Source organism: Streptomyces sp. P1-3 (assembly GCF_050613155.1).
GTDB lineage: Bacteria > Actinomycetota > Actinomycetes > Streptomycetales > Streptomycetaceae > Streptomyces.
Genome location: NZ_CP192512.1, coordinates 3,446,477 through 3,472,616 on the forward strand (window position 1 = coordinate 3,446,477; position 26,140 = coordinate 3,472,616).

Here is a 26,140-nt window from a genome sequence, read left to right on the forward strand (position 1 = left end):
GGGCTACGCCGCCCCCCGTCTCGTCGATTACGCCGCCCCCGTCTCGTCGATCAGGACGAACGCCGTCTTCCCGTCCAGCGACTCGCGGATGACGTCCGCGTGGCCCGCGTGCCGCGCCATCTCCTGGATCAGCGTCAGCAGCAGAAAGCGCATCGACCGCACGCTGCCCTCGGGGAACCACGGCGCCTTGGGGAGTGGAAAGGTCCCGTTCAGGTCGGGCAGCGAGCGGATGAACCGCTCCGTCTCCGCCGCCACGCCGTCCCAGAAGGCGAGGACGTCGGCGACGGTCCGGCCCTCCTCCAACTCGAAGCTGAGGTGCCAGTTGGTGTGGTCCCGGGGGATGGCGTGCGGTACGCCCTTGGCGTCCTCGACCCAGCTCTGCTCGACCTCCGCGACATGCTTGAGCACCCCGGCCAGGGACAGTTCGCTGGCCGACGGCTTCCGCTCCGCCTGCTCGCCGGTCAGGCCGTGCAGCGTCCTGCGGATCGCGCCGCGCTGCGCCTCCAGGAAGCCCAGGAGGGCACCCGCCTCGTCGCCGTGGGCTTCCTGATTCACCAAAGTGGGCATGGGGTTCGCCTTTCGCGCCGGTTCCTTCGCTCTCTCGACGTCTCCGACGCTACGGACCCTTGCGGACAGCTTCCGTCCTCAATGCCCTCCCGGGAAGAGAGAACCTCAGAAACCTCGGAACCTCAGAACGGGAACTGGGTGCGCCCGTACTGAACGGAGATCCACTTGGTGGTGGTGAAGGCCTCCACCATCGACTCGCCGTTGAGCCGCCCCAGGCCCGAGTGCTTCTCGCCGCCGAAGGGCACGATCGGCTCGTCGTGGACCGTACCGTCGTTGACGTGGAACATCCCGGTCTCGACGCGCTGCGCGAAGCGGACGCCGCGCTCGATGTCGCCGGTGTGGACGCCGCCGCTGAGCCCGTACGGCGTGGCGTTGGTGATACGGACGGCCTCGTCGTCCCCGTCGAACGGGACCAGGAGCACGACCGGGCCGAAGATCTCCTGCCGCAGCACCGCGGAGTCCTCCGCGACACCGGTGAGCACGGTCGGTCCGACCAGGGCGCCCTGGGCCCGGCCGTGGACCAGCGCCGTGGCGCCCTCGGCGATCGTCTGGTCGACCAGCGAGGTGACGGCCTCGGCCTGCCCCTCGTTGATCAGCGGGCCGATGTGGGTGGCCGGGTCGCCGGGGTCGCCGACCGTCAGCGACCGCACCTTCGCCACGAACTTCTCGGTGAACTCCCGCTCGACCGCGCGGTCCACGAGCACCCGGTTGGCGGCCATGCAGACCTGGCCCTGGTGGACGAAGCGGCTGAAGACGGCCGCGTCCACCGCGTAGTCGATGTCGGCGTCGTCGAGGACGACGAGGGCGCTGTTGCCGCCGAGTTCCAGGACGGTGCGCTTGAAGTGGGAGGCCGCGACCGTCGCGACATGCCGGCCGACACGGTCCGAGCCGGTGAAGGAGATGACCTTCGGCACCGGGTGCTCGATGAGCGCGTCGCCGATCTCGGCGATGTCGGTCACCACGACGTTGAGCAGTCCGGGCGGCAGCCCGGCGTCCTCCAGCACCTTCGCCACCAGGCCGCCGCCGCAGATCGGGGTGTTCTGATGCGGCTTGAGCACCACCGCGTTCCCCAGCGCCAGCGCGGGGGCGACCGACTTCAGCGACAGCAGGAACGGGAAGTTGAAGGGGCTGATCACCCCGACGACCCCGACCGGCAACCGGTAGAGCCGGTTCTCCTTGCCGTCGCTGGGCGACGGCAGAATGCGCCCTTCGGGCCGCAGCGCGAGCTGTATCGCCTCCCGCAGGAACTCCTTGGCCAGGTGCAGCTCGAAGGCCGCCTTGAGGAGCGTGCCGCCGACCTCGGCGACGATCGCCTCCGTCAGCTCCTCCTCCCGGTCCTCGACTATGCGCAGCGCGCGCTCGAAGACCAGCCGCCGGGTGTAGGGATTGGTGGCGCCCCATTCGGGCTGGGCCCGCTCCGCGGCACGGTACGCCTGGTCGATCTCGTCCGCCGAGGCCGCGGTGATGGAGGCGAGCTTCTCCCCGTTGTACGGATTGAAATCGACGATGTCCCAGGAGCCGCTCCCGGGCCGCCACTCGCCGTCGATGTACTGAAACGCCAACTCGGAGAAGTAGGACATGCCATCCCTATCTGGAGGACGGGGCGCTCATTGGCACCCGCACGTGCAGTGGGGCTCCTGATTCGCCGTCATCGTACTGATGTGTCACATGAGTTGGGATGGCCGCGTCAGATCTCGTTCGCCAGCCGCCGGAGCAGATCCCGGCTCTTCGCGGGCGCCAGGCCGTCGGCGCTCAGCCGGTCCAGCACCCGCCCGTACTGCGCGACCTCGTCCCGCTTGTCGAGGTAGAGCGCGCTGGTGAGCTGCTCCAGATAGACCACGTCGGGCAGGTCGGACTCCGGAAAGCGCAGCAGGGTGAAGGCCCCGCTCTCGCCCGCGTGCCCGCCGAACTCGAACGGCATCACCTGGAGCGTCACGTTCGACTGCTCGGATACGTCGATGATGTGCTGGAGCTGGTTCCGCATCACCTGCGGCCCGCCGTACGGGCGGCGCAGCGCGGCCTCGTCGATGACCACGTGGAATTCCGGGGCCCGTTCGGAGACCAGCAGCTTCTGCCGCTCCAGGCGCAGCGCCACCCGCCGCTCGACCTCGGAGTCGCAGGCGGTCGGCTGGCCGCGGGTGACCACGGCGTGCGCGTATCCCTCGGTCTGGAGCAGACCGTGGACGAACTGCACCTCGTAGCAGGCGATGTGCGACGCGGCGCCTTCCAGCCCCACATACGTCTGGAACCAGCCGGGCAGCACGTCGCCGTAACTGTGCCACCAGCCGGTGACGTTGGCCTCGCGGGCGAGCCCGAGCAGCGCGGCGCGCTCGGCCTCGTCGACGACTCCGTAGAGCGTGAGCAGATCTTCGATGTCACGCGCCTTGAAGCTGACCCTGCCCAACTCCATGCGGCTGATCTTCGATTCGGAGGCACGGATCGAATAGCCGGCCGCCTCGCGCGTGATGCCGCGAGACTCGCGTAGCCGCCTGAGCTGAGAGCCCAGGAGAATACGGCGCACCACTGATCCGCTCGACTCGCTTGCGGTCATTTCCGTGACCCTCCCTGTACGGAACGCACCCTTCCAGGGGCCGGCCCCCGTCGCCCCCGGCCGCGCAGTCTGCCACTTTCGGGCTCCGCGCTGTGCACAAGTCGTCACTCATGTGCGATGCGTACACAAGAGTGCGTAGGGAGAATCAGGTGCGAATGGCAGCAGGAATGACCAAATCACCTCCGTGCACGTGCATCTGCCCTTGCATACGCTTCGCGCATTCGGAACGATGGACCTCGCGCACATGCACGCTCGTATGAGATCCAGCCAGGATCATCACGGCCACAAATGCAGGAGTGCTCGCATGGGGACCAACGGCTCGACCATGCTGGAGCCCTTGTGGCGGGAACTCCCGCCCGCGGACCCCTCAGCCATGTCCGGCTCCGCCTCCCGAGTACTCCCCTCCCGCTTCGAAGCGGTGAAAGGCGCACGGCACTTCACCGGTGCCACCCTCGAACAGTGGGGCCTGCCCGACCTCTTCGACGATGTGGCCCTGGTCGTCTCCGAACTCGTCACCAACGCCCTGCGGCACGCACTGCCGCCCGGCCCGCCGGAGACGGCGGTGGGCGGCGAGCACGGCGAGCAGGACGCGGCGGTACGGCTCCATCTGATGCGCGGCCCCTCGCGCCTGGTGTGCGCGGTACGGGACCCCAGCGAGGAGAGCCCGGTCGCCGGGGAGGCGGACTCCTGCGAGGAGTCGGGCAGAGGGCTCTACCTCGTGGACTCGTTCAGCGACTGCTGGGGCTGGCACCCGCTCGCCGGGCCGCTGCGCGGCAAGGTGGTCTGGGCGCTGTTCCGACTGCCCCGCGCCTGAGCACCCCATCGGACGCCCAGCCCAACCGACCCCTCGGACGCGCCCAGCCCCCACCAGCCCATCGGACAATCAGTCCACGCCGGCCCCTCGGGCAACTCAGTCCGCGGCCAGGTGGTCGAACTCCCCGTCCTTCGCGCCCAGCAGCAGCGCCGCGATCTCCGCCGGGGTGTAGACGAGCGCCGGCCCGTCCGGGAAGCGGGAATTCCGAACGGCGACTTCCCCGCCCGGCAGTTTCGCGAATTCGACACAGGAACCCTGGGAGTTGCTGTGCCGGCTCTTCTGCCAGACGACGTCATGGAGGTCCGATGCCGCCATGCCGTTGTACGGGTAGTGACGCACAGGGCTCTCCGGTGGTTGGTGCAGCTGTCAACTGACCCGGATCATAACCCTGTTCACGTGCCACTGCATGAGCCGATGCACGTGCACGCGGCGTGTCGGATTGATCACCGCGAGCCGTACGGCAACAGCGCCATCTCCCGGGCGTTCTTGATCGCACGCGCGATCTGCCGCTGCTGCTGGACGGTGACGCGCGTGACCCGCCGACTACGGATCTTGCCCCGGTCGGAGATGAACTTCCGCAGCAGATCCGTGTCCTTGTAGTCGATATAAGTGACGCCTGCCACGTCCAACGGGTTCGGTCGCGGCTTCAAATTTTTCCGGGATGCAGCATTCCGCGGCATGGGGAATTCCCTTTCTCTCGGGGTGTGATGTGGGTCTCGTGAAACGAGACGACTCAGGAGACTCAGGAGACTCAGGACACGGGGTCGAGCAGTTCGTCGAAGGCGCGTGACAGTTCGCGCCACGCCTCGGGCCCCGCCGCGTATTCCGCGTCCGTCAGCAGACAGGACTCCAGCAGCGACAGCAGTCCGTCGCCGTCCAGCCCCGGGGAGGTGAAGGTGAGGTGCTGGGCGCGGTCCCCGTGCTCGGCGTCCCAGTCCAGCGCGGCGGCCACCCGCCGGATCGGCGGCACCATCTCCCAGGCCGCGTCCGGCAGTGAGGCGAGCCAGGGCCCCGCGCTCTCCACACAGAGTGCCCCGCCCGCCGCGTCCCACGACAGCAGGGTGTCGGGCCGGTCGGCGAGCCAGAAACGGCCACGGCTGCGGGCCGCGGCGCAGGTCAGGTCCTCCAGGGCCGCGTGGAGCCGGCCCGGGTGGAACGGGCGGGCCCGGTGCCAGACGACCGTGGTGACTCCCGCGGCGTCCGCGGCCTGCGGCAGCAGCGCGCACGCCGGGTGCTGCCGGGACGCGGCCGCCTCGACGTCGAAGCCCGCCACCGCCACCGCGGCCAGCTCCTCCGCGTCGACCCGCACCTGCCGCGCCGTGGGATGCAGCTGGGCCAGCAACGCGAAGTCGGCGTCGTCCGCGGTCTCCGCGCCCTCGGCCGGTTCGGCCTCCGCCAGGACGAGCACCGGCGGGTACTCCAGCTGGCGCGCGAAGGTGTCGGCGACCGTGCGCTGGTCGGTCGTCGCGGCGGCCAGGCCGGTCTCGGCCAGATCGTCGCCGCAGGCGAGGTACGGCAGCACCAGTGCCGGGTCCACGGCGGTGAACACCGCGCTCAGCCGCAGTTCGTCGCCGCCGTGCGCGGCCACGACCTCGGCCATGGCCTGGGGCTCGACCGAGTCCCACAGCTCGACGACGGCCAGCCGGCAGGTGCCGGAACCGGCCAGCCGGATCAGTTCGGGCACCAGGTCCTCGCGCAGTGCGCAGCACGCGCAGTCGTTGACCAGCGGGGCCTCGCCCTCGTCCAGCAGCTCCCGCGCGTCCCGCACGGTCCTGCGCACCGTGCCGTCCGCGGCCGACGCGAGGTCGTGGTGGAGGGCCACACTGTCGGGCACCGTCCGCAGCAGCCGGTCGACCACCGCCCGCCGGGCGTCGGCGTGCAGCCCGGCGACCACGGCGACCGGCAGCGGCGCGGGGCCGATCACCGGATCTCCTTGTCGACCGCGCCGTCCCCGCGCCGGCCGTGCCGTCCGTAACGACGCTCGAAGCGCTCGACCCGGCCCGCGGTGTCCAGCACGCGCGCCGTACCGGTGTAGAAGGGGTGGCTCGCCGAGGAGATCTCGACGTCGATGACGGGGTAGGTGTTGCCGTCCTCCCACTCCACCGTCTTGTCACTGGTGGCCGTTGACCGGGTCAGGAAGGCGAAGTCGGCGGCCCGGTCGCGGAAGACGACGGGACCGTAGGGCGGGTGGATGCCGGGCTTCATGGACTTGGGCTCCTCAGCGTTGCTCAGCGTGCCTCAGCGCTTCAGCGCTGCTCAGCGCTCTTCTCGGAAGGTGACGTGGCGGCCGACGACGGGGTCGTACTTGCGCAGTTCCATGCGGTCCGGGTCGTTCCGGCGGTTCTTGCGGGTCACGTACGTGTAGCCGGTGCCGGCGGTCGACCGGAGCTTGATCACGGGGCGTAGTTCGTTGCGGGCCATACGAGCTACTATACAGAAATGGTTTCCATTTTCATTCAGCCGAGGAGGTCCTGACCTTGTCCGCCCACTGCCAGCTGACCGGCCGCAAGCCCGGTTTCGGCAACTCCATCTCCCATTCCCACAAGCGCACTTCGCGCCGCTTCGACCCCAACATCCAGAAGAAGCGCTACTGGCTGCCGAGCGAGGGCCGGTACGTCCGGCTGACCCTGAGCGCCAAGGGCATCAAGACCGTGGACACCCTCGGCATCGAGGCGGCCGTGGCCCGGATCCGCGCCCGCGGGGAGCGTGTCTGATGGCGAAGAAGAGCAAGATCGCGAAGAACGAGCAGCGGCGGGCCGTCGTCGCCCGCTACGCCGTCCGCCGCGCGGAGCTGAAGGAGATCATCCGCGACCCCGCCAGCTCCGACGACGAGCGGATCGCCGCGCAGCGGGAGCTGAACCGCCAGCCGCGCGACGCCAGCGCGACCCGGGTGCGCAACCGTGACAGCGTCGACGGCCGGCCGCGCGGTTACTTCCGCGCCTTCGGCCTGTCCCGGGTCAACCTGCGCGGGCAGGCGCACGCCGGCTATCTGCCGGGCGTCACCAAGTCCAGCTGGTAGCGGGGGGGTTCCGGCGCCGCCGGCGGAGCGCCGGGAGCCCCTGGATGCGAAAGGACCGCGGGCCGCCGTGGGGGCGGCCCGCGGTCTCGCGCGTATCGGGAGGCGTACGGGCGGTCTTTCGGGGCTTACGCGGGGGCTCGCGGCTTACGCGGGGTCTCGCGGCTTCCGCGCGGGCCTTGACGGTCTTCCCGGCGCGTCAGGCGGCCGCGCTGTGTGTCAGACGGCCGCGTGCTCCTGCGGGTGCTCGTGCTCGCAGACGTCGTCGACGCCGTACGCGTCCCAGTCCGGGAAGGGATCGTCACCGGCCCGCTCCCCGTCCGCGAGCAGGCACGCGTCCAGCGCCGCGCGCAGTTCGGCGGCGCGCAGCCCGGTCCCGATGAAGACCAGCTCCTGCCCCTGCGCGCCCGGCCCCCGCTCCCGTACGCCGGACGGCTCGAAGCGGGCGACGGCGCCTGCCTGGGACCACAGGCCGGTCACGCGGGGGCGCGACGCGAGCCAGAAGAAGCCCTTGGAGCGCAGCACCCTGCCGTACGCTCCGCTGTCCAGGCCGCGGGTGACGAGGTCCCACAGCCGCCCGGGGTGGAAGGGGCGGTCCGCGCGGTAGACGGTGGAGGAGATGCCGTACTCCTCGGTCTCCGGCACGTGGTCCCCGTTGAGCTCCATGACCCAACCCGGCGCCTGCTGGGCGCGTTCGAGGTCGAAGCGGCCGGTGCCGAGGATGTCGGCCGGGGCGATCCGGCCGTGCCGGGCGGGCACGATCCGGGCGGCCGGGTTGAGCCGGGACAGCATCGCCTGGAGGCGGGCCGCCCCGGCGTCGTCCACCAGGTCCAGCTTGTTCACGACGATGATGTCCGCGAACTCCACCTGGTCCATGAGCAGATCGCTGACCGTGCGCTCGTCGTCCTCGTACTGGTCGAGGCCGCGTGCCACCAGCTCGTCGCCGCTGTGCAGCTCACGCGCGAAGTTGGCGGCGTCCACGACGGTGACCATGGTGTCCAGTCGGGCCACGTCGCCCAGGGTCGCACCGTCGTCGCGCGGGAAGGCGAAGGTCGCGGCGACCGGCATGGGCTCGGAGATCCCGCTGGACTCGATGAGGAGGTAGTCGAAGCGGCCCTCGCGGGCCAGCCGGTCGACCTCCTCCAGCAGGTCGTCGCGGAGGGTGCAGCAGATGCACCCGTTGGTCATCTCCACGAGCCGTTCCTCGGTGCGGGACAGCGCGGCGCCGCCGTCGCGCACGAGCGCGGCGTCGATGTTGATCTCGCTCATGTCGTTGACGATGACGGCTACGCGCAGCCCGTCGCGGTTGCCGAGCACGTGGTTGAGGAGCGTGGTCTTGCCGGCCCCGAGGAATCCGGAGAGCACCGTCACCGGGAGCCGGTGCCGCCGTACCGCCTGGTCGGTGGTCATGCCGCGGTCAGCCTTCGGGGCGGAGCAGACCGCGCTCGTAGGCGCGCACGAGCCGCTGCGGAACCCGCATGGTGCGCCCCTCGACGGTGATGGTCACCAGCGCGGCCGGGTTCGCCTTCCACTGGGCGCGGCGGTGACGGGTGTTGCTGCGGGACATCTTCCGCTTGGGGACTGCCATGGGACGGGCCTTTCGTGACGTGCCGGGGCGGGGTCAGAGGACGAGGGCCCACGCTATATGAAAATGGATCCCATTTCTACGTTGGCTCGACGCACGCGCGCCGCGCGCCGGGGCGTTGTCAGACCCCCCTGCCACACTCCCGTACATGAGGTGGGCGGTGACGGAGACGGACGACGGGGGTGTCCGGCTCCGCCCGCCCGACTCCTCCGGGTGGGCGGGGTAGCGGCCGTGACGGACGCGGGGCGGCCTCGCGTCGGCCCTCCGCGCCCACCCGGAGGCATGGCTTGACGAGCCCGGAGGCATGGCTTGACGGGCCATCACCCGCGCGGCGGCGCTCGGCGGGCGCCGCCGCGACACGGCGCGCACGATGGGCTGTGGACCGCCGGGCGGGCGGTCCGCGGCCGCCCACCACAGGAGTAACGCGCCATGACCCTCAGCCTTGCGCAGTTGCGTCGATGCTCCGTCGCCGTCGACCTCGGCGCCGCGCGGACCCGCGTCTACCTCAAGGGCACGGGGCGCATCGTGGACGAACCCAGTGTCGCCGCTGTGAACATGCGTACGGGTGGGCTGATCGCGGTCGGTTCGCACGCCGAGCAGATGGCGGGCCGTACGCCCGGGCACATTGTGGTGGTGCGGCCCATCTCCGGCGGCGCGGTGGTGGACATCGCCATGGCACAGCGCATGCTGCGCCAGTTCGTGGGGGACAAGGTGCGGCGCGCGTGGCGGCGCAAGCCGTTGCTGCGCGCCGCCGTCTGCACCCCCTTCGACGCCCATCCGCTCGCGCAGACCGCCGCCGTCGAGACCCTCACCGGCCTCGGCGCGCGGCGGGTCGAGCTGGTGGACACACTGGTGGCCGCCGCGGTGGGCTGCGGGCTGCCGGTGGAACAGCCCGAGGCGACGATGATCGTGATCTGCGGCGCGACGACGACGCAGGTGGCGGTGTTGTCGCTGGGCGCGATCGTGGCCGCCGAGACGGTGCCGCTGGGCGGCGACACCATCGAGCGGGTGGTGATGCAGTATCTGCGGAACGAGCACGAGCTGGTGCTGGCCGGGCCGGACGTGCGCCGCCCGCTCCATGTGGAACTGGGCGGTCCCGGCGCGGGGCCGCCCTCCGTGGTGCACGGGCGGGACGCGGCCACCGGGTCGCACCGGTCGGTGCGGATCGATCCAGAGGGCCTGCGGGCCGTCATGTACAGCCCGATGACGGGAGTGATCGACGCCATCGGCATCGTGCTGCGGCGCTGCCCACCCGATCTGGTGGCCGATCTCGCCGACCGCGGCATCATGCTGGCGGGCGGCAGCGCGATGCTGCCCGGCCTCGACACGCTGCTGCGGCAGGCGACCGGGATGCCGGTGCACGTCGCCGATGAGCCGGATGTGTGCGCGGTGGAGGGCCTTGGTGCGATGCTGGAGGGGCGGGTGCTGCCGCTGCATCTGGAGGCGCTGGCGGTCTGAGTGCCACCCATGTTCGGCGGTCCGCGGGGGACTTGCCTCGCCGCTGAGCTCATCCGAACGCGTTCCGCGCCCCGTCGTCGGGGCACACCGGGAACTTCCGCACCCCTCGCAACGGTTGAGTGGGTGTGCACCCCTAGTTCACAAGGAGACATCGCATGGCTCTGTGGGACCGGCTGAGGGCTTCGGCTCAGACGATGCAGACCCAGCTGGAGGCGAAGAAGAACGAGCTCACGAGCGGGGCGTTCCGGGACGCGAGCATGGCGATGTGCGCGCTCATCGCGGCTGCCGACGGGCAGGTCGACCCGGCGGAGCGGCAGCGTGTGGCCTCACTGATCACCACCAACGACGTGCTGAAGAACTTCCCCGCCGACGATCTGCAGCGACGGTTCGACGACTACCTGGGGAAGCTGACCGCCGACTTCTCGCTCGGGAAGGTCAGCGTCATGCAGACGATCGGCAAGGTGCAGAAGAAGCCGACCGAGGCGCGCGCCGTGATCCAGATCGGCATCGTGATCGGCGGCGCGGACGGCGACTTCGACAAGACCGAGCAGGAGCTCGTGCGCGAGGTGTGCTTCGCGGTGGGCATCAGCCCGCAGGAGTTCGACCTCTAGCCGAGACCGGTGGCCCGCAGTGTGATGTTGAGGCGGCCCGCCGCCAGGCCGGTGGCGGGATCACCGGTGCCGGGCCGCACCCTGGGCACGCCGTGGTACGCGAAGCGCGCGGGCCCGCCGAAGACGAACAGGTCGCCGGAGCCCAGCTCGATGTCGGTGTACGGCTTGCCCCGGCCGACGGGATTGCCGAACCGGAAGACACAGGTGTCGCCGATGCTGAGGGAGACCACGGGCGCCCCGGACCGTTCGTCCTTGTCCTGGTGCATGCCCATCCTCGCCTGCCCGTCATAGAAGTTGACCAGGGCGGTGTCGGGCGCGTACCCGTCGCCCGCGGCCGGGTCCCGGTACGCGTCGGCGAGCGCGCGGCGGCCCAGCTCCGCCAGCCAGCCGGGCAAGGGCGCGACCCGTTCGCCGTTCACATCGTCGGCGGTCCGGGTGTAGCGGTACGGCTGCCAGTGCCAGCCGACGCACACCGTCTGGACGGACATCACCCCGCCGCGCGGCAGCCTGGTGTGCCGCATGGGCACGGGGCCGCTCGCCCAGCCGCGGCATGCCTCGACCAGTCGGCGCTGCTGGTCGGGGCCGAGCCAGCGGGGCAGGTGGACGGCGCCGGGGGTGATCTCCGTACGGACCTGATGAGTGCCCGGCATTCCCTCTTCCCCCTCAGGCTCCCCCGGCGGACGGGCCCAGGGCTCCCTCATGCGCCAGCAGCTGCCGCTTGCGCTCCAGGCCCGCCGCGTAACCGGTCAGCGAACCGTCCGCCCCGATCACCCGGTGGCACGGCCGCACCAGCAGCAGCGGGTTCGCTCCGATCGCCGCCCCCAGCGCCCGCACGGCCGCCCGCGAGATCCCGGCCCGCTCGGCGAGCTGCCCGTAACTGGTGGTGGTGCCGTACGGAATGTCCTCCAGCGCCGCCCACACCTTCCGCTGGAAGTCGGTGCCCTGGTCGGTGCAGGTGAGGGTGAAACCGGTCAGCGTGCCGTCGAAGTACGCGCTCAGCTGCCGTCTGACCTCCGCGAACGCCTCGGGGGCCCGCCGCCACCCCTCCCGTACGACGACCCCGCCCTTCTGCTCCGGCATCGACAACGAGGCCAGCGCGACCCCGCCCGTCGCCCCAGACGACTCCTCCCCGACGAGCAGCAGCTCGCCCACCGGGCTGTCCACCGTCGTGTAGACCGTCATGATCGCTTCCTCCCGCGGCCGCCATCACCCTCGTGGCGGGGTGTCTTCCCGCCTCACTCTCCGCCTTCAGTCTCCCCCTCCACACCGACGCGCGCTGGCGGCAATCGGACATCGTGTGCCGGACCTCGTGCGGGTACGGCACCCGCGATGGCGGGGACGTCCGGTCCGCCGTGGCATCAACCTGCCAGCGTGCGGGGAGATCGTGCCAAGTCGGCGGCTCCGGCGCATTTGCGCGACTACGGTCACGGATCGGACTGCCGCCGCCCGGCAGAGGCCCCCGTACGCCCCATCAAGCTGACGAGGATTCATGATCATCAAGTTCCGTATCGCAGAGGCGAACGCGTCCATGGAGTCCGGCGTGGCATGCCAGCGACTCATTCCCTGGGCGGGGCAGCAGGAGGAACCCCCGCTGGGCGCCGCGGCCTGCTTCCTGCCCCCCGGCGGCAGCTCCGCCCCGGGCTGCGACGACCAGGACAAGGTCATGGTCATCCTGGACGGGGTCGGCAGCGTCGACGTGTCCACGGAGGACGAGACCCACACCGAGCCCCTCTCCGCGGGCGACGTCCTGGTACTGCCCCGCCACCACAAGCACGTGGTGCACAACCGCATGAACACCCCGCTGACCTGGATATCCCTCCACTGGCCACCACACGCCCCGCAGCCACGGAAGGCCGACTGAAGACCACCCGCCCCTCGCCCGACAAGCCCGCGGCGACACCTGTTGCCCCGCCAGCCAGAGGAGAGCGCGGCGGCAGCCCGCAGCGGGCCGGGGCCGGGCACCGCCGAAGCGGGCCCGCCGCAGGCGAAGTTGGACGGCGAGGGCACGCCGGCCCCGGAATCGCGATGAGCGAGCGGCACTACGGCGACTCACCGAGCGCCACGAACAGCGGGTTGCGGCAAAGAAGAAGCCCCGGTCACAGCGTGTGTGACCGGGGCTCTCGCGGAGCCGCCTAAGGGAATCGAACCCTTGACCTGCGCATTACGAGGGCCCGCAAGATCGCGACGAATGGTGATCCGCGATCAAGCTTGATCCGGTTTTCCCTGGTCAGAGACTTGCCGGGCTTGGCAGCGTGACGCTCAATCCAACGGGTGCTGTCCCGTCCGCTCACACATCGCTCACGCACGTTGGGGGGAGCTCCCCTTGGGCGTGACGTCGCCGCTCACCGGCAGGACACATACGGTCAGCAGAAACGGCTCCCTCATCCGAGTCCCGTTCGCTAACCCTAGACCTCCGCCAGTCACCCCCTGGGTGCCACATTTCTTCGATGTCGACATTGACAATGGCGCCACTCTCAAGCCCACCCGTCGATAGCTCCGGATCAGTTGTCGACCGCGCTCCACATCAGGTGTTCGAATTCACAACGGAAAAGGAATCGATCTTTGCATACTCGCTTCCCGAGCCTATTTGGGTTTCTGAACGTTGAACGCCATCGGGCCGTCGTATCTAAAAGCGATCAACGCAGTTACTTGCTCATTCTCGTCGCTACCCCGGAGCAGACCCGAGGCAGAGGGGTTCATGAACACTTCCAAGCCATTCGCGATGCTGATCGTGCCTGCGGTTGGTTTATTGATCGACTTCACTCGACCAGGGACCCGTCGCAGAATCGTGGGCTCCGGGCTTCCACTTCTGCGATCCCATCCAGCCAGATCCGAATGATGTACCAAACCCGCGATCCCACTCCCCTCACCCAGCCACTCATAGGGGAACCGCCTGTTGCCAAACCATGCAGCGCGTTCACGACTTCGCTCAAGTTTGCGCTGATAGTCAGCGACCGCGGCACTCTGGCCTGACATGGCCAGGAGGAATGAAAGAACATAATCGTAGAAGAGCGCCTCGCGGGTTCCTTCGGAGCTGGCCCAGCCGCCGACCAGATCGGCAGCCTGATCGAGAGAGGCATCTGTAAAGCGGGCGGCCCAGAGCCATTCCAGAAGACTTCGCGAGTCTCGCGGATTATCCTTTAGATTCTCTTGAAGCAGACTTACGGCCTGCCTAACGTCTTTAATCGGTGCCTTGCGCCAAGAGCCAGCCCGATTCCGGTAGGCCCGCGCCAATCTGCGACGGATCGGCGGCTTTGCCAAGTCAGCTCGCTCGAGGAGGTTGCGCCACCCCTGGAGCAGGCCGGAATAGTCGTCGTAGAGCTCCTTGAGCTGGTTCTCCGCACGTTCGGCGGAGTAAGACGCCCGGTCGGATCCTCGGATCTCTCTAGCTGCTTCTAGGCTTCCCTCAGCTTCGGCGAGCAGATCTCGATAACTGCCGGCGGACGGACGAGCCAAGAACTGGGCGTACTTGCTACATCCGGACACTCCGTAGCCGAACTCGATAACGGAAATGTTCGTCTGCGCCAACGCGATATGACCGTATTCAGTGGTGTCGTCAAGTTCGGACACCGCACGAAACGCGTCGCCTGCCGATTGGCAGAGAGCCAGGACCTCCTCTTCTTTCCCTGCAGCACTCCCGCTACGGTCACGAATCCGCGCGCGCATCTCATTACGGAATACCATTCCCCGCATGTGATGCAGGAGAGGATCCTTGGGTGAGAGCGAAATCGCCCGATCCATAGCATCGAGGGCCTCTACAAAGTCACCTGCATCATAGGAGAGAAGGCGACCCAGATGCGCCCAGTAGTGGGGCTCGTCGGGGAAAGCGGAAACAAGCTCTCTCAGAATTTGAATCCGGCCGGAAGAGGAGACGTTTTGCATGAGCTCGGTGTACGTCGCGTTCGCGGGAGTCTCGATATCAAGCGAATCCCGGCTCTCACGAGTTGTGAAGAGGCGGTCCAAAATGACCTTCATGTCATCCGGTAGACGCTGACCAAAGACATTGGCGGTCAAGTCGATGAGCTGCAGACTCCAAGTCGGGAGAGCGGCCTTCCAGTCCTCACTCCCCGGCGCAGAAACAGAAGGAGCTAGCAACTGCCGCAGTATCTCCTCGGCGATGAGACTATGTGACGTACGCCAGGCCCCCTTGGGCTCCTCAACCAGGAGAGCGGCCAATGTCGAAGTGATTTCCCTGTCCAAGCGGACCGACTCAGACAGCGGCACATTCAAGCTCTCCGCGAATAGGTCGGCCGGGACCGGGACTCCGCAGAAGTAGTGCGACATGCTGATGAAGATCGCGACCTCACGCTCAACCTCAGACAAGTCCGTCATAAATTGTTCGACGTAGCTGCGCAGCCCTTGAAACTCTGCACCGAAGGCTGTCAGGGCATAGAAGAATGGGACATTGTTGTCACCTGCACGCGCCGCGAGCTCGAATAGCTCGGCTCCTCGATCCGGGGCGAGCTCGCTGAATCGCCGGGCCATCTCTTGCCGTTCAGCTCGGCTTGCCAGTGCACCCACGTGCTGGCTTCGATACCGACGTTCCCCCTCCGAGTTATTGGAAGGAGCTTGCTTGCCACGACTTGAGCCGCGTCGAGTAGTGATGAGCAATACGGCCGGGATGGAACTCGCACGCAACGCCTCAAATACGCTACGGAGAGTGGAGTCTGGAACTAGCTCGGCCACCACCAGCACGGAGGTGTCACATAGTTGTGCCAGCTCGCCCACAGCCTGTACGAGCACCGTCTCGTCAACAGAGCCACGCACGTAGACGGTGGGAAACTCAGCCCTCAGGTCCCAAGCTGCTCGGCGAGCCATCGTAGTGCCGCCAGCTCCTGGGGAATGTGTCAGCATAACCCGCAGAGTGTTGCGTTGCCGGAGGCTCGGCCGTAGCACTTCGTTGATAAGGTTTTGCGTCTCTGCGCGATCGACGTCTAGGCCCAATCCCAGTTCGAACCACGTGATGGGTCTGCCTTTGTAAAATGCGTCGGACTCGGCATCGCGTTCACCGATGACGCCGACCTCAGAGTGCAGCAGTTCCATCCAGTCGGAATACCGGCTGATCAACTCCTGCGGCAGCACGACAGGGCCGTCTTGTCCCGGAAGGGTGGCTACTCGGGCAGCTTTGACGGTGGAAGCCGCCTCAGGAATGGCAAGTAAAAGTTCGTCTGGATTGCATGAGATAGTTTCCGCCGCATATTCGGAGAGATCTCCAGAATCCGTTGTCGAAACTACGAGCACACTGACCCGCTCGCCGAAGGCATCGACACAAGCTTCTACGACGGCGCGCTCCGCACCTCGTGGTTCGCCAAGGCACACCACCGTTGCCGGGTGTGACATGACCTGCGACACGGCCTCAATAGCCTGGGCGACGAAACGGCGATGCCGGAAGCGCCACTGTCGGAGTTCGGCCACGGGGTCGATGGGGTCCATGTCGCTGAGACCTGCCGCTGCAAGCCAAACAGTGCTCGATCGACCGAACAGCGGGTCCTGTCCCATAGTGACCAGCCGTCGATCACCAGGCAAGCCGAGCGCAGCCGCCCAACCGCCGTCAATGTCCGTTGACGAATTGAGGTCAACCACAACCCTCCAGCGCAACGACGAAATCTTCGCTTGCGACTCTGGGGTGAGTCGGGCGGAATCGACGACCAAAACTGTGGTGTGCGTTGCCGACCAGTGTGCACAGGCCACGGCCAACGCTTCGAAGGCTTTCACGGCGTCGAAGGGAGCTGGCTCCTGCGCTCCCAGGAGGGATGCGCTCGGTGCGTCAGCTGGCACTTCGACGCCCTGGGTAGTGCAGAACCTTCCTAGCACCTCGCAGGCCAACTCGAAGCACCACTGCTTCATCGATACATCGGGGAGTCGCGCGGCGAACATCAACGCATTCGCAGCCAACGCAAGCTGAGCCTGATCCTGCCAATGATCGAGGAGACCCAGCTGTGAGGCAAACTGATCGCCGACCTCAGTTACTGCCTTGATCAGTTCAAGCAGCCCAGACACCTGCAGGTAGTCCGACCGCTCCAGCGATGGGTCAAGAAGAAACTCTGAGACAGCTTGGCGCTTGAGGTCGCCCAAGTCGGCGACCTCATCCATGAGCATTGATAGCAACAAATGGCCGGGGTCTCGGACAAGTGGAGCGTCTCCCGCGTAAGCGGAAAGATCGATCAGCCGATACCCGGACGGGTTGGGGAGGGGTTTCTGCGGAATCAGGATGTTGTTGGCATGCAGATCTCCGTGCGCATGTCCCACGACGACCATGAGACGTTCATTGCTGGCTGCCTCCGGCCAAGAATCCGTAGACGTCCACGCCAGGGCATTGGGCACAACGTTACCGGTCCGGCCTGTTACCCAGAGCGGTGCGGGGCTCCCAGGGTCCGATCCATACGCCATCTGTTCGGCAAGCTGGTCCATGGGACCGCCCTTGTCGATTCTGCTGCCTAGCAGATCACGGAAGAAGTCGACCGCGGTAACTGGCTGGGTACTGGGGGTTGGATTCCAATCCAATAGGACGGAACGAACCACAGTTGCCGTCACCTGAGCAAGGTCAACACCCTGGATCGCTGAGAGGGGTCGAATCGCCCGCAGCGACCCACCAGCAACCTCCTGGAACATGATCGACCAGCCGCGCGAGCCCCGGATGGGCTCAACCGGCTGAGTCACCAGATGGGTGGCGGCAAACGCAGGGGACGCCTCAAGCGCCTCGGCGTGACGTTGGGCCTCCTTGCCAGTCACCTTGCCGGGTGGGCAGATCTTCATGATCAGCCCGACTGCGGCACGACCAGGAGTATTCAGAACCACAGTGGCGAGGAGCGCACCGCTCAGTCCCGGAGTGATCCACCGGTCGAAGTGCAGGATCGTCCCGGATTCGGTGAGCCACTTAGCCAGCGCCGCTTGAACAGCCGGATCGACCGCGATCGTAATCTCATGTGGGACGGGCACCGAGCCAACAGTCGAGTCACTCTTGTCTGATGCCGTCACGGACCGCCCTCACAGTCTGACGCAGGATCACCGATGGTGAGCATAGGGCAGCCGAAGGGTTAGTGCTGCTCGCACCGAGAGATCCGTGTGATCTACCAATACGGATGTTCCCTGTGAGGAACGCCGTGGTCACGTCCACGGACGTGGCGTACGGCCGCAGCTGCCGCTCATTCAGCGATACTTCGGGACCGTCGGAGAGGTTCAATGAGGTACCGCTGGCGTGCACGTCGGGAAGAGCGCCGCCGAGGTCACCGCCAAGCTGGTCCCGCTCCAGCGCAAGGCCGAGGCGGAGAAGGCCGCCCGCAAGGCCGCGAAAGCCGCCAAGAAGGCCAAGGTCAAGGCGAAAGCCCAGGCCAAGGGCAAGAAGAAGGACAAGCGGAAGAAGCCCCAACAGTAGGCCACCGGCCCGCTCCGCTCACGCATCGCTCACGCAAGACATCCCACGGCACCCCGATCGTGTGACGCGTCATGCCCGGAGCAAGCAAAAGGCCCAGGTCAGCGCGTATCTGACCTGGGCCTTCGCGGAGCCGCCTAAGGGAATCGAACCCTTGACCTACGCATTACGAGTGCGTCGCTCTGGCCAACTGAGCTAAGGCGGCATGCTGCGGGATGACCAGACTGGCAGCCGCAGCGCCGCCAAGTTTACACAGTTTCCGGGGGTGCTCCGTACGGGGCGCTACGCCGGGTGTCCGTGCAGGTCAGGAGTGGGCCCTGGTCAGGCGCAGCGCTTGCCTGACGGTGGGGAGGTGCCCTTGAGGAGGTAGGTGTTGATCGCCGTGTCGACGCAGTCGCTGCCGCGGCCGTACGCGGTGTGGCCGTCGCCGTCGTACGTCAGCAGGGTGCCGGAGTCGAGCTGGGCGGCCAGGGCCTTGGCCCAGCGGTACGGGGTGGCCGGGTCGCGGGTGGTACCGACGACCAGGATGGGGGCGGCGCCCTTGGCCTGTAGGGCGTGCGGGGTGCCGGTGGGGCGGACGGGCCACGCGGCGCAGTTCATGGAGGCCCAGGCCAGCCCCTCGCCGAAGGCCGGGGACGCCTTGCGGAACGCGGGCAGGGCCCTCTTCACCTCGCCGGGGGTGCGGAAGGACGGGGGCAGGTCGAGGCAGTTGACGGCGGAGTTGGCGTACATGAGGTTGGCGTACTTACCGTCCTTCCGCTCGTAGTAGAGGTCGGCGAGCTGGAGGAGGGGGGCACCGTCGCCGTCCATGGCGGCTCGCAGGGCCGAGCGGAGCTGGGGCCAGGAGCTCTCGTCGTACATCGCGGCGATCACACCTGTGGTGGCCAGCGACTCCACGAGGTCGCGGCCGCGGTCGCCGGTCGGCACCGGCGCGCGGTCGAGCCGGCCGAAGAAGGCGGCGAGGCGGGTCGCGGCTGCCGCCGGGCCCCCCGTGCCCAGGGGGCAGCCGTCCTGCTTCGCGCAGTCCTCGGCGAAGGCGGTGAAGGCCGTCTGGAAGCCCGCGGTCTGGTCGCGGTTCACCCGCTCGGCGGGCAGGGAGGGGTCCATCGCGCCGTCGAGGACGAGCCGTCCGACCCGGTCCGGGTAGAGGTCGGCGTACGTGGCCCCGAGGAAGGTGCCGTACGAGGCGCCCACGTACGTGAGCTTCTCGTCGCCGAGCGCCGCCCGCAGTACGTCCATGTCGCGGGCCGCCTCGACCGTCGAGACATGGCCGAGGAGCCCTCCGCTGCGCCGCTCGCAGCCGCCCGCGAAGTCCTTGAACGCCGCGACCAGCCGGTCGACCTCGGCCCCGTTGTCCGGGGTCTGGTCGGTCCGGGTGTACGCGTCCATCTGCCGGTCGGTGAGGCACTCCACGGGCGTGCTGCGCGCCACCCCGCGCGGGTCCATGGCCACCATGTCGTACCGGGCCCGCACCGGCGCCGGATAGCCGACGCCCGCGTATCCGTGCAGATAGCCGATCGCCGAGCCGCCCGGACCGCCCGGGTTGATCATGAGGGAACCGATCCGCTTGCCCCGCTCCGTCGCCTTCTTGCGGGACACCGCCAGCTTCAGGTCGTCGGCGGCGTCCGGCCGGCCGTAGTCCAGCGGGGCCCTGAGCGTGGCGCACTCGAAGCCGGTCGCGTCGCAGGCGTGCCAGTCCAGCTTCTGCTCGTAGTAGCGCTTGAGAGAGGCCGGAGGCCCCGCCTCGGCACCTCGGTTCGTGCCCGAGGGGGCGCCGGAGTCCTCCGACGTGCACCCCGAGATCAGTAGGGCCGCTGCCGCCAGCACCGTGCCGGTGCTGCGGAGTCTGCGGCTGATGTCCATCGATCGGCGCCTTTCGGTCCGTCACTGCACGACATCGACTGTGCGGAGAGTATCCGGGCGACTACGCTCCATGCGTAAACGGACCCACCCGTACGGGTGACAGGCCGCCTTGATCCGCCTCCCGAGGCACCCACTGATGTGTCGGGAGGGAGAGAAGGGGAGAGGGGACGGGCTCGGGGGCTCGGGGGCGCGGGGCGATGGGGCCGCGGCGGTCGAGCCATGCGATCGGGCTGCGGCGGTGGGTCAGCCCGACCGCAGGGCCATCGTCATCGCCTCAACCGCCAGCAGCGGCGCCACGTTGCTGTCCAGGGCCTGGCGGCAGGCCGTCACCGCCTCGATACGGCGCAGTGTCCGCTCCGGCCGCGACCCGCGCGCCACCCGCTCCAGAGCGTCGCGCACATCCGTGTTGGCGATCGCCACCTCCGAGCCGAGCTGGAGCGCCAGCACATCGCGGTAGAACCCCGTCAGGTCGGTCAGCGCGAGGTCGAGAGTGTCGCGCTGCGTACGGGTCGCGCGGCGCTTCTGCCGGTCCTGGAGCTCCTTCATGGCCCCCGCCGTGCCGCGCGGCAGCCGCCCCCCCGGGCCCGCGGCGGCGCCCAGCGCGGCGCGCAGTTCCTCGGTCTCCTTCGCGTCGACCTCCTCCGCGAGCTGCTTCGCGTCGTCGGACGCCGCGTCGATCAGCTCCTGCGCCGCCTTCAGGCAGCCGCCCACGTCATCGACGCGCAATGGCAGCTTGAGAACCGCGGCCCGGCGGGATCGGGCCCGCTCGTCGGTGGCGAGGCGGCGGGCCCGCCCTATGTGGCCCTGGGTGGCGCGGGCGACGGTGGCGGCGAGGTCCGGATCGATGCCGTCTCGACGGACGAGGACGTCCGCCACGGCGCCGACCGGGGGCGTACGGAGCGTGAGGTGGCGGCATCGGGAGCGGATCGTCGGCAGGACGTCTTCGAGAGACGGTGCGCAGAGCAGCCACACGGTGCGGGGGGCGGGCTCCTCGACAGCCTTGAGCAGGACGTTGGCGGCGCCCTCGGTCAGCCGGTCGGCGTCTTCCAGGACGATGACCTGCCAGCGGCCGCCCGCCGGGGAGAGCTGAGCACGGCGCACCAGCTCCCGGGTCTCCTTGACGCCGATGCTGAGCAGATCGGTACGGACGATCTCCACGTCGGCATGCGTGCCGACCAGAGTGGTGTGGCACCCGTCGCAGAACCCGCAGCCGGGCACCCCGCCGAGGGACCGGTCCGGGCTCACACACTGCAACGCGGCGGCGAACGCCCGGGCGGCGGTGGCCCGCCCTGAACCGGGCGGGCCGGTGAAGAGCCAGGCGTGCGTCATCTTCGACGCGGCGGTGGGGGCAGTGGGGGCGGCGTGCGCGTCGGACCCGGGGGCGGGGACGTGCGCGTCAGACCCGGGGCCGGGGGCATGCGCGTCGGACCCGGGGGCGCCTGGGGTACCGGTGAGGGCGGGCGTGCCGGGTGTGCCCGTAGCGGCGGGCGCGCGGGAGCCCGCTCTCTCGGCCGCCGCGGCCGCCGCGGCGGTGACCAGCGCGTCCGCGTCCCGCGCGGCAGCGGTGAGCTGGGCGGCCACCCGGTCCTGCCCGACCAGGTCGTCCCACACGGTCATCGTCGCCTCCCGCATGGCGTTCTCGCGGTCATCCCCGCACGGTCGTCCCGCGGGGATCTCCATTGTGGGGCACGGCACTGACAACACCGGCCGGACCGCGTGCGGTCTCCTTCGCCGCGAGGCCCCGCGCCCGAGCACGCCCCTGAGGCCGCCCCGGCGTCCGGGGGCGGGGATTCGTCGGCGGGTCCCCCGCCGGATGAGGGCCGATGACCGGACTGCTCAGGGCACCGGAATGCTCAGGGCGCCGCACTGCTCAGGGCGTCGGCGCCCGACGGGCGGAAGGCCCCGCCCGCCGGGGGTGCATCTGGGCGCCTTCCCGGCAGAGTCGCCGACAGAGTCCGGGGAACCCGGCCGGGGGCGATGAGGGCCCCGGTTCCGGGCGGAGCCCTGCGGCTCAGCGGTGGCAGGGCTCAGCGGTGGCGGCGGATGTCGTCCTCGTCGTCGTACCCGCCGAGAAGCTCGTCGGCCAGCGTCGGCAGGTCGTCCAACGGGGTCTCCTCCGCCCACTCCGGTCGGCGCCGCTGACGGCCCCGAGGCTGCGGGGCGGCGTGTCCGGGCTCCTCATACGGCTGGGCGGCCTGGGCCGGGTCCACATGGGGCAGTTCACGGGTCCGCTCGTTGCCCGGGTCCCCCGCCGCAGGGGCGGCCGCCCCGTCCTCCGGCCGGAACAACCACGACGGCACCCGGTCCGTGGGGTCGGCAGGCCGGTCCGGGTGGACGGATGGCAGCACCGCCGTCTCGTCGGCCGGACCCACGGCCGGAGGCGCCACCGGAGGCGCGGGAGGCACGGGAGGCGCAGGGGGCTGCGGAAGAACGGCCGTCTCCTCGGCATCGGCAGGGCCGTGCCCCTGCCCACCGTGCGCGCTACCGGAGCGTACGTCACCGTGGGTGTCCCCCGGCCGTACCGACGGCAGGACCGTCGTCTCCTCCGTCGGATCGGGGCGCCCCACGGTGTGCCCACTGCCGTACGCGGCAGCGGGCTCGTGGCCTACGGACGGCAGTACGGCGGTCTCGTCAGCCGCCGCCCCGAACGGGCCGGACGCGCCAGGTCCGCTCAATCCACCAGAGGCACCGGAGGCACCAGACGCACCGGGTACGCCGGACTCCCCAGGTGCGTCGTCACCGCGCACCGTGCGCGGGTCCACGCGCGGCGTCTGGACGGTCTCCGTCGTGTCGGCCGGGTCCGGCGCGCCGCCACCAGCGGCAGGGGCCGCCTCCCCGGCCGTACCGGTCTCCGCGGGCGGCGCGCTCCGCGGCGCGACCGCGGGTGTCTCCACCGTCGGGGCCTCGTCAGCGGAGATCCGCGGATCCCGCCGCCCGTCCGCCGTGGACCTCTCGGCCGCCTTTGCCGTCTTTGCCACCCTGGCTGTCTCGGCCGCCTCCGCAGTCTCGGCCGTCTCGGCCGCATCCGCCACGCCTGCCGTCTCGGTCGCGTCAGCCGTCTTGGACGTCGTCACAGGCGCGTCGGCCGTCTTCGCCGCGTCGCCTGCCGTGCCCGACGCGTCGCGCCCCGCGGGAGCCACCGACGGCGTCTCCACCGTCGTCTCGTCAGTCGACGCCGCCTTCCGGCTGGAAGGCGCATTCACCCCGGCGGACTCCGAAGACACCGGCACGGAACCCACCGACGCGGCATTGGCCGCGGACGCGGGGGACGCGGAGGGTGCAGAGGGCGCGAAGGCGATGGACGCGGAGGACGCGCCGGAAGCCGCATCGGCAGAGCCCGCCGCAGCCTCAGCCGCCGCGGCCGCTTCCTCCGCTCTCCGGGCCTCTTCCGCCCGCCGGCTCTCCTCCACCCGCCGAGCTTCTTCCGCCCGGGCCTCCTCAGCTCGCCGGTTCTCCTCAGCCCTGCGAGCCTCCTCAGCCCTCCGTGCTTCCTCAGCCCTCCGGCTCTCCTCAGCCCTGCGAGCCTCCTCAGCCCTGCGGGCCTCCTCCGCCCGGAGCAGCGCTTCCTCCGCCTGCCGCTGCGTCTCCAGGCGGCGCGCTTCCGCCTCGGCCCGCTGCCGCGCCTCCTCCTCGGCCTGGAGGCGGCGCCGCTCCTCTTCCTCCGCACGCGCCCGGTCCTCGGCCTCGATGCGCCGACGCTCCTCCTCGGCCCGCCGGGCGGCGTCCTCGGCTCGCTTACGGGCCTCCTCGGCCTGGCGCTCGGCCTCGCGCTGCCGCGCCTCCTCCAGCTCGCGGCGCTTGCGCTCCTCTTCCTCCGCACGCGCCTTGGCCAGGGCTTCCTGGCGCTCGCGCTCCAGCCGCTCCTCCTCGGCCTTCCGCGCGGCCTCCTCCGCCGCCTTGCGGCGGGCCTCCTCCTCGGCCGCCTTGCGGGCCTCCTCCAAGGCCTTCAGCTCCGCCTCCGACAGCGGCAGCATCTGGTCGAGCCGGTGCCGCACCACTGCGGTCACGGCCTCCGGCAGCTGGCCCGCGTCCACGACCAGGTAGCGGGCGGGGTCGGCGGCGGCGAGGGTGAGGAATCCGGCCCGTACCCGCTGGTGGAACTCGGCGGGCTCGGACTCCAGCCGGTCCGGCGCCTCGGTGAACCGTTCCCGCGCGGTCTCCGGGGAGACGTCGAGCAGCACGGTCAGGTTCGGCACCAGGCCGTCCGTGGCCCAGCGCGAGATACGGGCGATCTCGGTCGGGGCCAGATCGCGGCCCGCGCCCTGGTAGGCGACCGAGGAGTCGATGTAGCGGTCGGAGATGACGACGGCGCCGCGCTCCAGGGCGGGGCGGACGACGGAGTCGACGTGCTCGGCGCGGTCGGCCGCGTACAGCAGGGCCTCCGCGCGGTGCGAGATCCCGGCACTCGACACGTCCAGCAGGATCGAACGCAGCCGCTTGCCGATCGCGGTCGCGCCCGGCTCCCGGGTGACGACCACCTCGTGGCCCTTGCCCCTGATCCACTCCGCCAGCGCCTCGACCTGCGTGGACTTGCCCGCGCCGTCGCCGCCCTCCAGGACGATGAAGAAGCCGGTGGCGGCCGGCGCCTCGGCCGGTTCGCCGCCGAACAGCGCCTCGCGCAGGTCGCGCCGGAGCGGCACGCCCTGCCGGTCGTCGGTCTTGCCCAGGATCAGCGCGGCGACGGGCAGCAGCAGAGCGCCGACGAGCATCAGCGTGAAGGCCGCGCCGCCGTGGGCGAAGACGAAGTCGCCGTTGACCAGCCGGTGCGGCCCTATGGCGGCGGCGAGCAGCGGTGCCGCGACCGCGCCGAGGCCGACGAAGACGCGGACCACAGCGTGCAGGTGCTCCGTGGTGCGGACCCGGCGCGGCTCGTCCGTCTCCTGGTCCAGCAGGGTGTGGCCGATCTGCGCCGCGACGCCCGCGGACAGTCCGGCGACCGCGATGATCAGCAGCACCGTCGTGGCGTCGTGCACCAGCCCCGCCACGAGCAGCGCCAGGCCCGTCAGCGCGATGGACAGCGCGAGCATCCGCCGCCGCGAGAGCCCGGGCAGCAGCTTCGGTGCCGTACGGATCCCGAGCACCGGGCCGCCGGTCAGCGCCAGCACCAGCAGCGAGAAGCCGACCGGCCCGCCGCCGAGGTCCACGGCCTGGAGCGCGGCGACGCCGACCGCCGCCGCGACGGCACCGGCGACCGCCGCGCAGGCCAGTACCAGGTGCGGGAGGGCGCCGGTGCGGCCCTTGTCAGGGCCGGAGGCGAGCCGCGGACGGCGCAACCCCTCCAGCGGGGAGCGCGCGCGGGGCGTCTGCGCGCCGGGCAGTTCGAGGAAGACGACCAGGGAGACCGCCGCGGCGAAGAGCCCGGCCGCGACATACGACCCGAGCGCCGCCTGGTGGTCGTGGAACCATCCGATGCCGGAGCCGAGCAGGTTGCCGAAGAGCGTGGCGACCAGCAGCACGGTGGCGGCGATCGGCAGTGCCACGAACGTCGTACGGAGCGACAGCCGCCGCAGCGCGTCCAGGTGGTCCGGCAGCGGCCGGACGGCGGCGCCCTCGGCGGGCGGGGCCGGGAGCAGCGCCGGAGCCGCGTCGTCCTTGGCCACCGTCCAGAAGCGCTCGGCGACACCGACGACGAAGGCCGTGATGAGCAGCCAGGCGAGCGCGTCCTGGGGGGTCCAGTCGATCCACAGCGGCGCGACGACGAGCAGCGCGAGCCGCACCCCGTCCGCACCGATCATGGTCCACCGGCGGTCGAGCGGGCCGGAGGGCCCGACGAGCGCGGAGACCGGCCCGAGCAGCACCGCGCCGAACAGCACGGTCGCGAAGAGCCGTACGCCGAGCACCGTGGCGACGGCGAAGGCCGCGCCGCGGTAACCGCCGCCGAAAGCGCCGTCGGCGACGGCGGCCTGCAGTGACAGCAGCAGGAGGACGAGTACCGCCAAGGCGTCCGCGACGGTGCTGACGAGCTGGGCGCCCCACAGCCGCCGCAGCGGCTGGTAGCGCAGCAGAGCCCGTACTGCACGCTCGCGGGAGTCCGCGGCAAGGGCGCCGGAGGCGGCGGTCACGTCCGTTGGCTGCTCGGATCGCGTCATCCCGCCAGCCTATCCGGATCGTGTTAATCCACGGGCCTCGCGCCCGAACAAAGAGGCGGGCCGGGGTGGATTCCCGTGGTACGGGCGGTTTTCCACGGCGCGCCGGACGCGCACGGGTGTCGTCGTGATCACATGCCGTACGCGGGGACCGTGGCGGGGGCTGCACGGGCGCGTGGTCGGCTGGCTCGCGTGCGCGTACGGCGTATCGGCGTAC

23 protein-coding genes and 1 tRNA gene are annotated in these 26,140 nt (G+C 69.9%); 7 read left to right on the top strand and 17 right to left on the bottom strand.

The window, feature by feature from the left end; all coding sequences use genetic code 11:
- Positions 1 to 27 precede the first annotated feature (27 nt).
- The 3 genes from ACQUSR_RS14530 to ACQUSR_RS14540 all read right to left on the bottom strand — a co-directional run bounded on the left by ACQUSR_RS14530 (position 28) and on the right by ACQUSR_RS14540 (position 3,118).
- On the bottom strand, positions 28 to 567 hold the full coding sequence (locus ACQUSR_RS14530) for a DinB family protein (RefSeq protein WP_431042988.1): 540 nt from the start codon (positions 565 to 567) through the stop codon (positions 28 to 30).
- A gap of 122 nt (positions 568 to 689) precedes the next feature.
- Complete coding sequence (locus ACQUSR_RS14535) at positions 690 to 2,147, bottom strand: aldehyde dehydrogenase family protein (RefSeq protein WP_431042989.1); 1,458 nt, start codon at positions 2,145 to 2,147, stop codon at positions 690 to 692.
- Positions 2,148 to 2,254: 107 nt separating this feature from the next.
- On the bottom strand, positions 2,255 to 3,118 hold the full coding sequence (locus ACQUSR_RS14540; RefSeq protein WP_431042990.1) for a helix-turn-helix domain-containing protein: 864 nt from the start codon (positions 3,116 to 3,118) through the stop codon (positions 2,255 to 2,257).
- A gap of 304 nt (positions 3,119 to 3,422) precedes the next feature.
- Between ACQUSR_RS14540 and ACQUSR_RS14545 the strand changes: the two genes are divergently transcribed.
- Complete coding sequence (locus tag ACQUSR_RS14545) at positions 3,423 to 3,932, top strand: ATP-binding protein (RefSeq protein WP_431042991.1); 510 nt, start codon at positions 3,423 to 3,425, stop codon at positions 3,930 to 3,932.
- 96 nt (positions 3,933 to 4,028) lie between these two features.
- On the opposite strand, the gene ACQUSR_RS14550 is transcribed toward ACQUSR_RS14545, so the two are convergent.
- The 5 genes from ACQUSR_RS14550 to rpmG all read right to left on the bottom strand — a co-directional run bounded on the left by ACQUSR_RS14550 (position 4,029) and on the right by rpmG (position 6,353).
- The gene (locus tag ACQUSR_RS14550) at positions 4,029 to 4,247 is read right to left on the bottom strand and encodes a DUF397 domain-containing protein (protein ID WP_431047590.1); all 219 of its coding nucleotides are present in this window, start codon (positions 4,245 to 4,247) and stop codon (positions 4,029 to 4,031) included.
- Between the two features lie 128 nt (positions 4,248 to 4,375).
- Positions 4,376 to 4,612 carry a 30S ribosomal protein S18 gene (rpsR, locus tag ACQUSR_RS14555; protein ID WP_304463148.1) on the bottom strand — a complete coding sequence of 79 codons (237 nt, stop codon included), beginning with the start codon at positions 4,610 to 4,612 and terminating at the stop codon, positions 4,376 to 4,378.
- A 71-nt stretch (positions 4,613 to 4,683) separates the two neighbouring features.
- Positions 4,684 to 5,856, bottom strand: coding sequence for a GTP-binding protein (locus ACQUSR_RS14560; protein ID WP_431042992.1), 1,173 nt, complete (start codon positions 5,854 to 5,856; stop codon positions 4,684 to 4,686).
- Complete coding sequence (locus ACQUSR_RS14565; RefSeq protein WP_431042993.1) at positions 5,853 to 6,137, bottom strand: type B 50S ribosomal protein L31; 285 nt, start codon at positions 6,135 to 6,137, stop codon at positions 5,853 to 5,855. The genes ACQUSR_RS14560 and ACQUSR_RS14565 overlap by 4 nt, the downstream gene beginning before the upstream one ends.
- A 51-nt stretch (positions 6,138 to 6,188) precedes the next feature.
- Positions 6,189 to 6,353, bottom strand: coding sequence for a 50S ribosomal protein L33 (gene rpmG / locus ACQUSR_RS14570; RefSeq protein ID WP_116213165.1), 165 nt, complete (start codon positions 6,351 to 6,353; stop codon positions 6,189 to 6,191).
- A 56-nt stretch (positions 6,354 to 6,409) separates the two neighbouring features.
- On the opposite strand from rpmG, the gene rpmB reads away from it, so the two are divergent.
- Together rpmB and rpsN are read left to right on the top strand one after the other, a co-directional pair.
- Positions 6,410 to 6,646, top strand: a complete 237-nt coding sequence (rpmB, locus tag ACQUSR_RS14575; RefSeq protein ID WP_304463145.1) for a 50S ribosomal protein L28 — start codon at positions 6,410 to 6,412, stop codon at positions 6,644 to 6,646.
- Positions 6,646 to 6,951, top strand: a complete 306-nt coding sequence (gene rpsN / locus ACQUSR_RS14580) for a 30S ribosomal protein S14 (protein ID WP_304463144.1) — start codon at positions 6,646 to 6,648, stop codon at positions 6,949 to 6,951. Before rpmB ends, rpsN begins: the two co-directional genes overlap by 1 nt.
- A 216-nt stretch (positions 6,952 to 7,167) precedes the next feature.
- Here rpsN and ACQUSR_RS14585 read toward each other — a convergent pair whose 3' ends face one another.
- Entirely contained in the window at positions 7,168 to 8,358 is a 1,191-nt protein-coding gene (locus tag ACQUSR_RS14585) for a GTP-binding protein (RefSeq protein ID WP_431042994.1), read from the bottom strand.
- A 7-nt stretch (positions 8,359 to 8,365) separates the two neighbouring features.
- Positions 8,366 to 8,536, bottom strand: coding sequence for a 50S ribosomal protein L32 (rpmF, locus tag ACQUSR_RS14590; RefSeq protein WP_431042995.1), 171 nt, complete (start codon positions 8,534 to 8,536; stop codon positions 8,366 to 8,368).
- A gap of 426 nt (positions 8,537 to 8,962) precedes the next feature.
- On the opposite strand from rpmF, the gene ACQUSR_RS14595 reads away from it, so the two are divergent.
- Complete coding sequence (locus tag ACQUSR_RS14595) at positions 8,963 to 9,991, top strand: rod shape-determining protein (RefSeq protein WP_431042996.1); 1,029 nt, start codon at positions 8,963 to 8,965, stop codon at positions 9,989 to 9,991.
- A 155-nt stretch (positions 9,992 to 10,146) separates the two neighbouring features.
- Entirely contained in the window at positions 10,147 to 10,602 is a 456-nt protein-coding gene (locus ACQUSR_RS14600; protein ID WP_431042997.1) for a tellurite resistance TerB family protein, read from the top strand.
- Here ACQUSR_RS14600 and ACQUSR_RS14605 read toward each other — a convergent pair.
- Both ACQUSR_RS14605 and ACQUSR_RS14610 read right to left on the bottom strand, forming a co-directional pair.
- Positions 10,599 to 11,252 (bottom strand): alpha-ketoglutarate-dependent dioxygenase AlkB family protein, encoded by a 654-nt coding sequence (locus ACQUSR_RS14605; protein ID WP_431042998.1) that lies wholly within the window; start codon positions 11,250 to 11,252, stop codon positions 10,599 to 10,601. The genes ACQUSR_RS14600 and ACQUSR_RS14605 overlap by 4 nt on opposite strands.
- 13 nt (positions 11,253 to 11,265) lie before the next feature.
- Positions 11,266 to 11,784: a methylated-DNA--[protein]-cysteine S-methyltransferase gene (locus ACQUSR_RS14610; protein ID WP_431042999.1), complete on the bottom strand. Its 519-nt coding sequence runs from the start codon at positions 11,782 to 11,784 to the stop codon at positions 11,266 to 11,268.
- A 307-nt stretch (positions 11,785 to 12,091) separates the two neighbouring features.
- On the opposite strand from ACQUSR_RS14610, the gene ACQUSR_RS14615 reads away from it, so the two are divergent.
- On the top strand, positions 12,092 to 12,463 hold the full coding sequence (locus ACQUSR_RS14615) for a cupin domain-containing protein (protein WP_431043000.1): 372 nt from the start codon (positions 12,092 to 12,094) through the stop codon (positions 12,461 to 12,463).
- 722 nt (positions 12,464 to 13,185) lie between these two features.
- Here the strand turns inward: ACQUSR_RS14615 and ACQUSR_RS14620 are convergent.
- The gene (locus tag ACQUSR_RS14620; RefSeq protein WP_431043001.1) at positions 13,186 to 17,580 is read right to left on the bottom strand and encodes a hypothetical protein; all 4,395 of its coding nucleotides are present in this window, start codon (positions 17,578 to 17,580) and stop codon (positions 13,186 to 13,188) included.
- Positions 17,581 to 17,800: 220 nt separating this feature from the next.
- Here ACQUSR_RS14620 and ACQUSR_RS14625 point away from each other — a divergent pair, with 220 nt between their 5' ends.
- Entirely contained in the window at positions 17,801 to 17,977 is a 177-nt protein-coding gene (locus tag ACQUSR_RS14625) for a hypothetical protein (protein WP_431043002.1), read from the top strand.
- Between the two features lie 128 nt (positions 17,978 to 18,105).
- Here ACQUSR_RS14625 and ACQUSR_RS14630 read toward each other — a convergent pair.
- From ACQUSR_RS14630 to tmk, 4 genes are all read right to left on the bottom strand, one after another.
- A tRNA-Thr gene (locus ACQUSR_RS14630) sits at positions 18,106 to 18,179 on the bottom strand.
- Positions 18,180 to 18,295: 116 nt separating this feature from the next.
- Positions 18,296 to 19,837 carry an alpha/beta hydrolase gene (locus ACQUSR_RS14635; RefSeq protein WP_431043003.1) on the bottom strand — a complete coding sequence of 514 codons (1,542 nt, stop codon included), beginning with the start codon at positions 19,835 to 19,837 and terminating at the stop codon, positions 18,296 to 18,298.
- Positions 19,838 to 20,080: 243 nt separating this feature from the next.
- Positions 20,081 to 21,454 carry a DNA polymerase III subunit delta' gene (locus ACQUSR_RS14640; protein WP_431043004.1) on the bottom strand — a complete coding sequence of 458 codons (1,374 nt, stop codon included), beginning with the start codon at positions 21,452 to 21,454 and terminating at the stop codon, positions 20,081 to 20,083.
- A 410-nt stretch (positions 21,455 to 21,864) separates the two neighbouring features.
- The gene (tmk, locus tag ACQUSR_RS14645) at positions 21,865 to 25,926 is read right to left on the bottom strand and encodes a dTMP kinase (RefSeq protein WP_431043005.1); all 4,062 of its coding nucleotides are present in this window, start codon (positions 25,924 to 25,926) and stop codon (positions 21,865 to 21,867) included.
- Between the last annotated feature and the right edge of the window lie 214 nt (positions 25,927 to 26,140).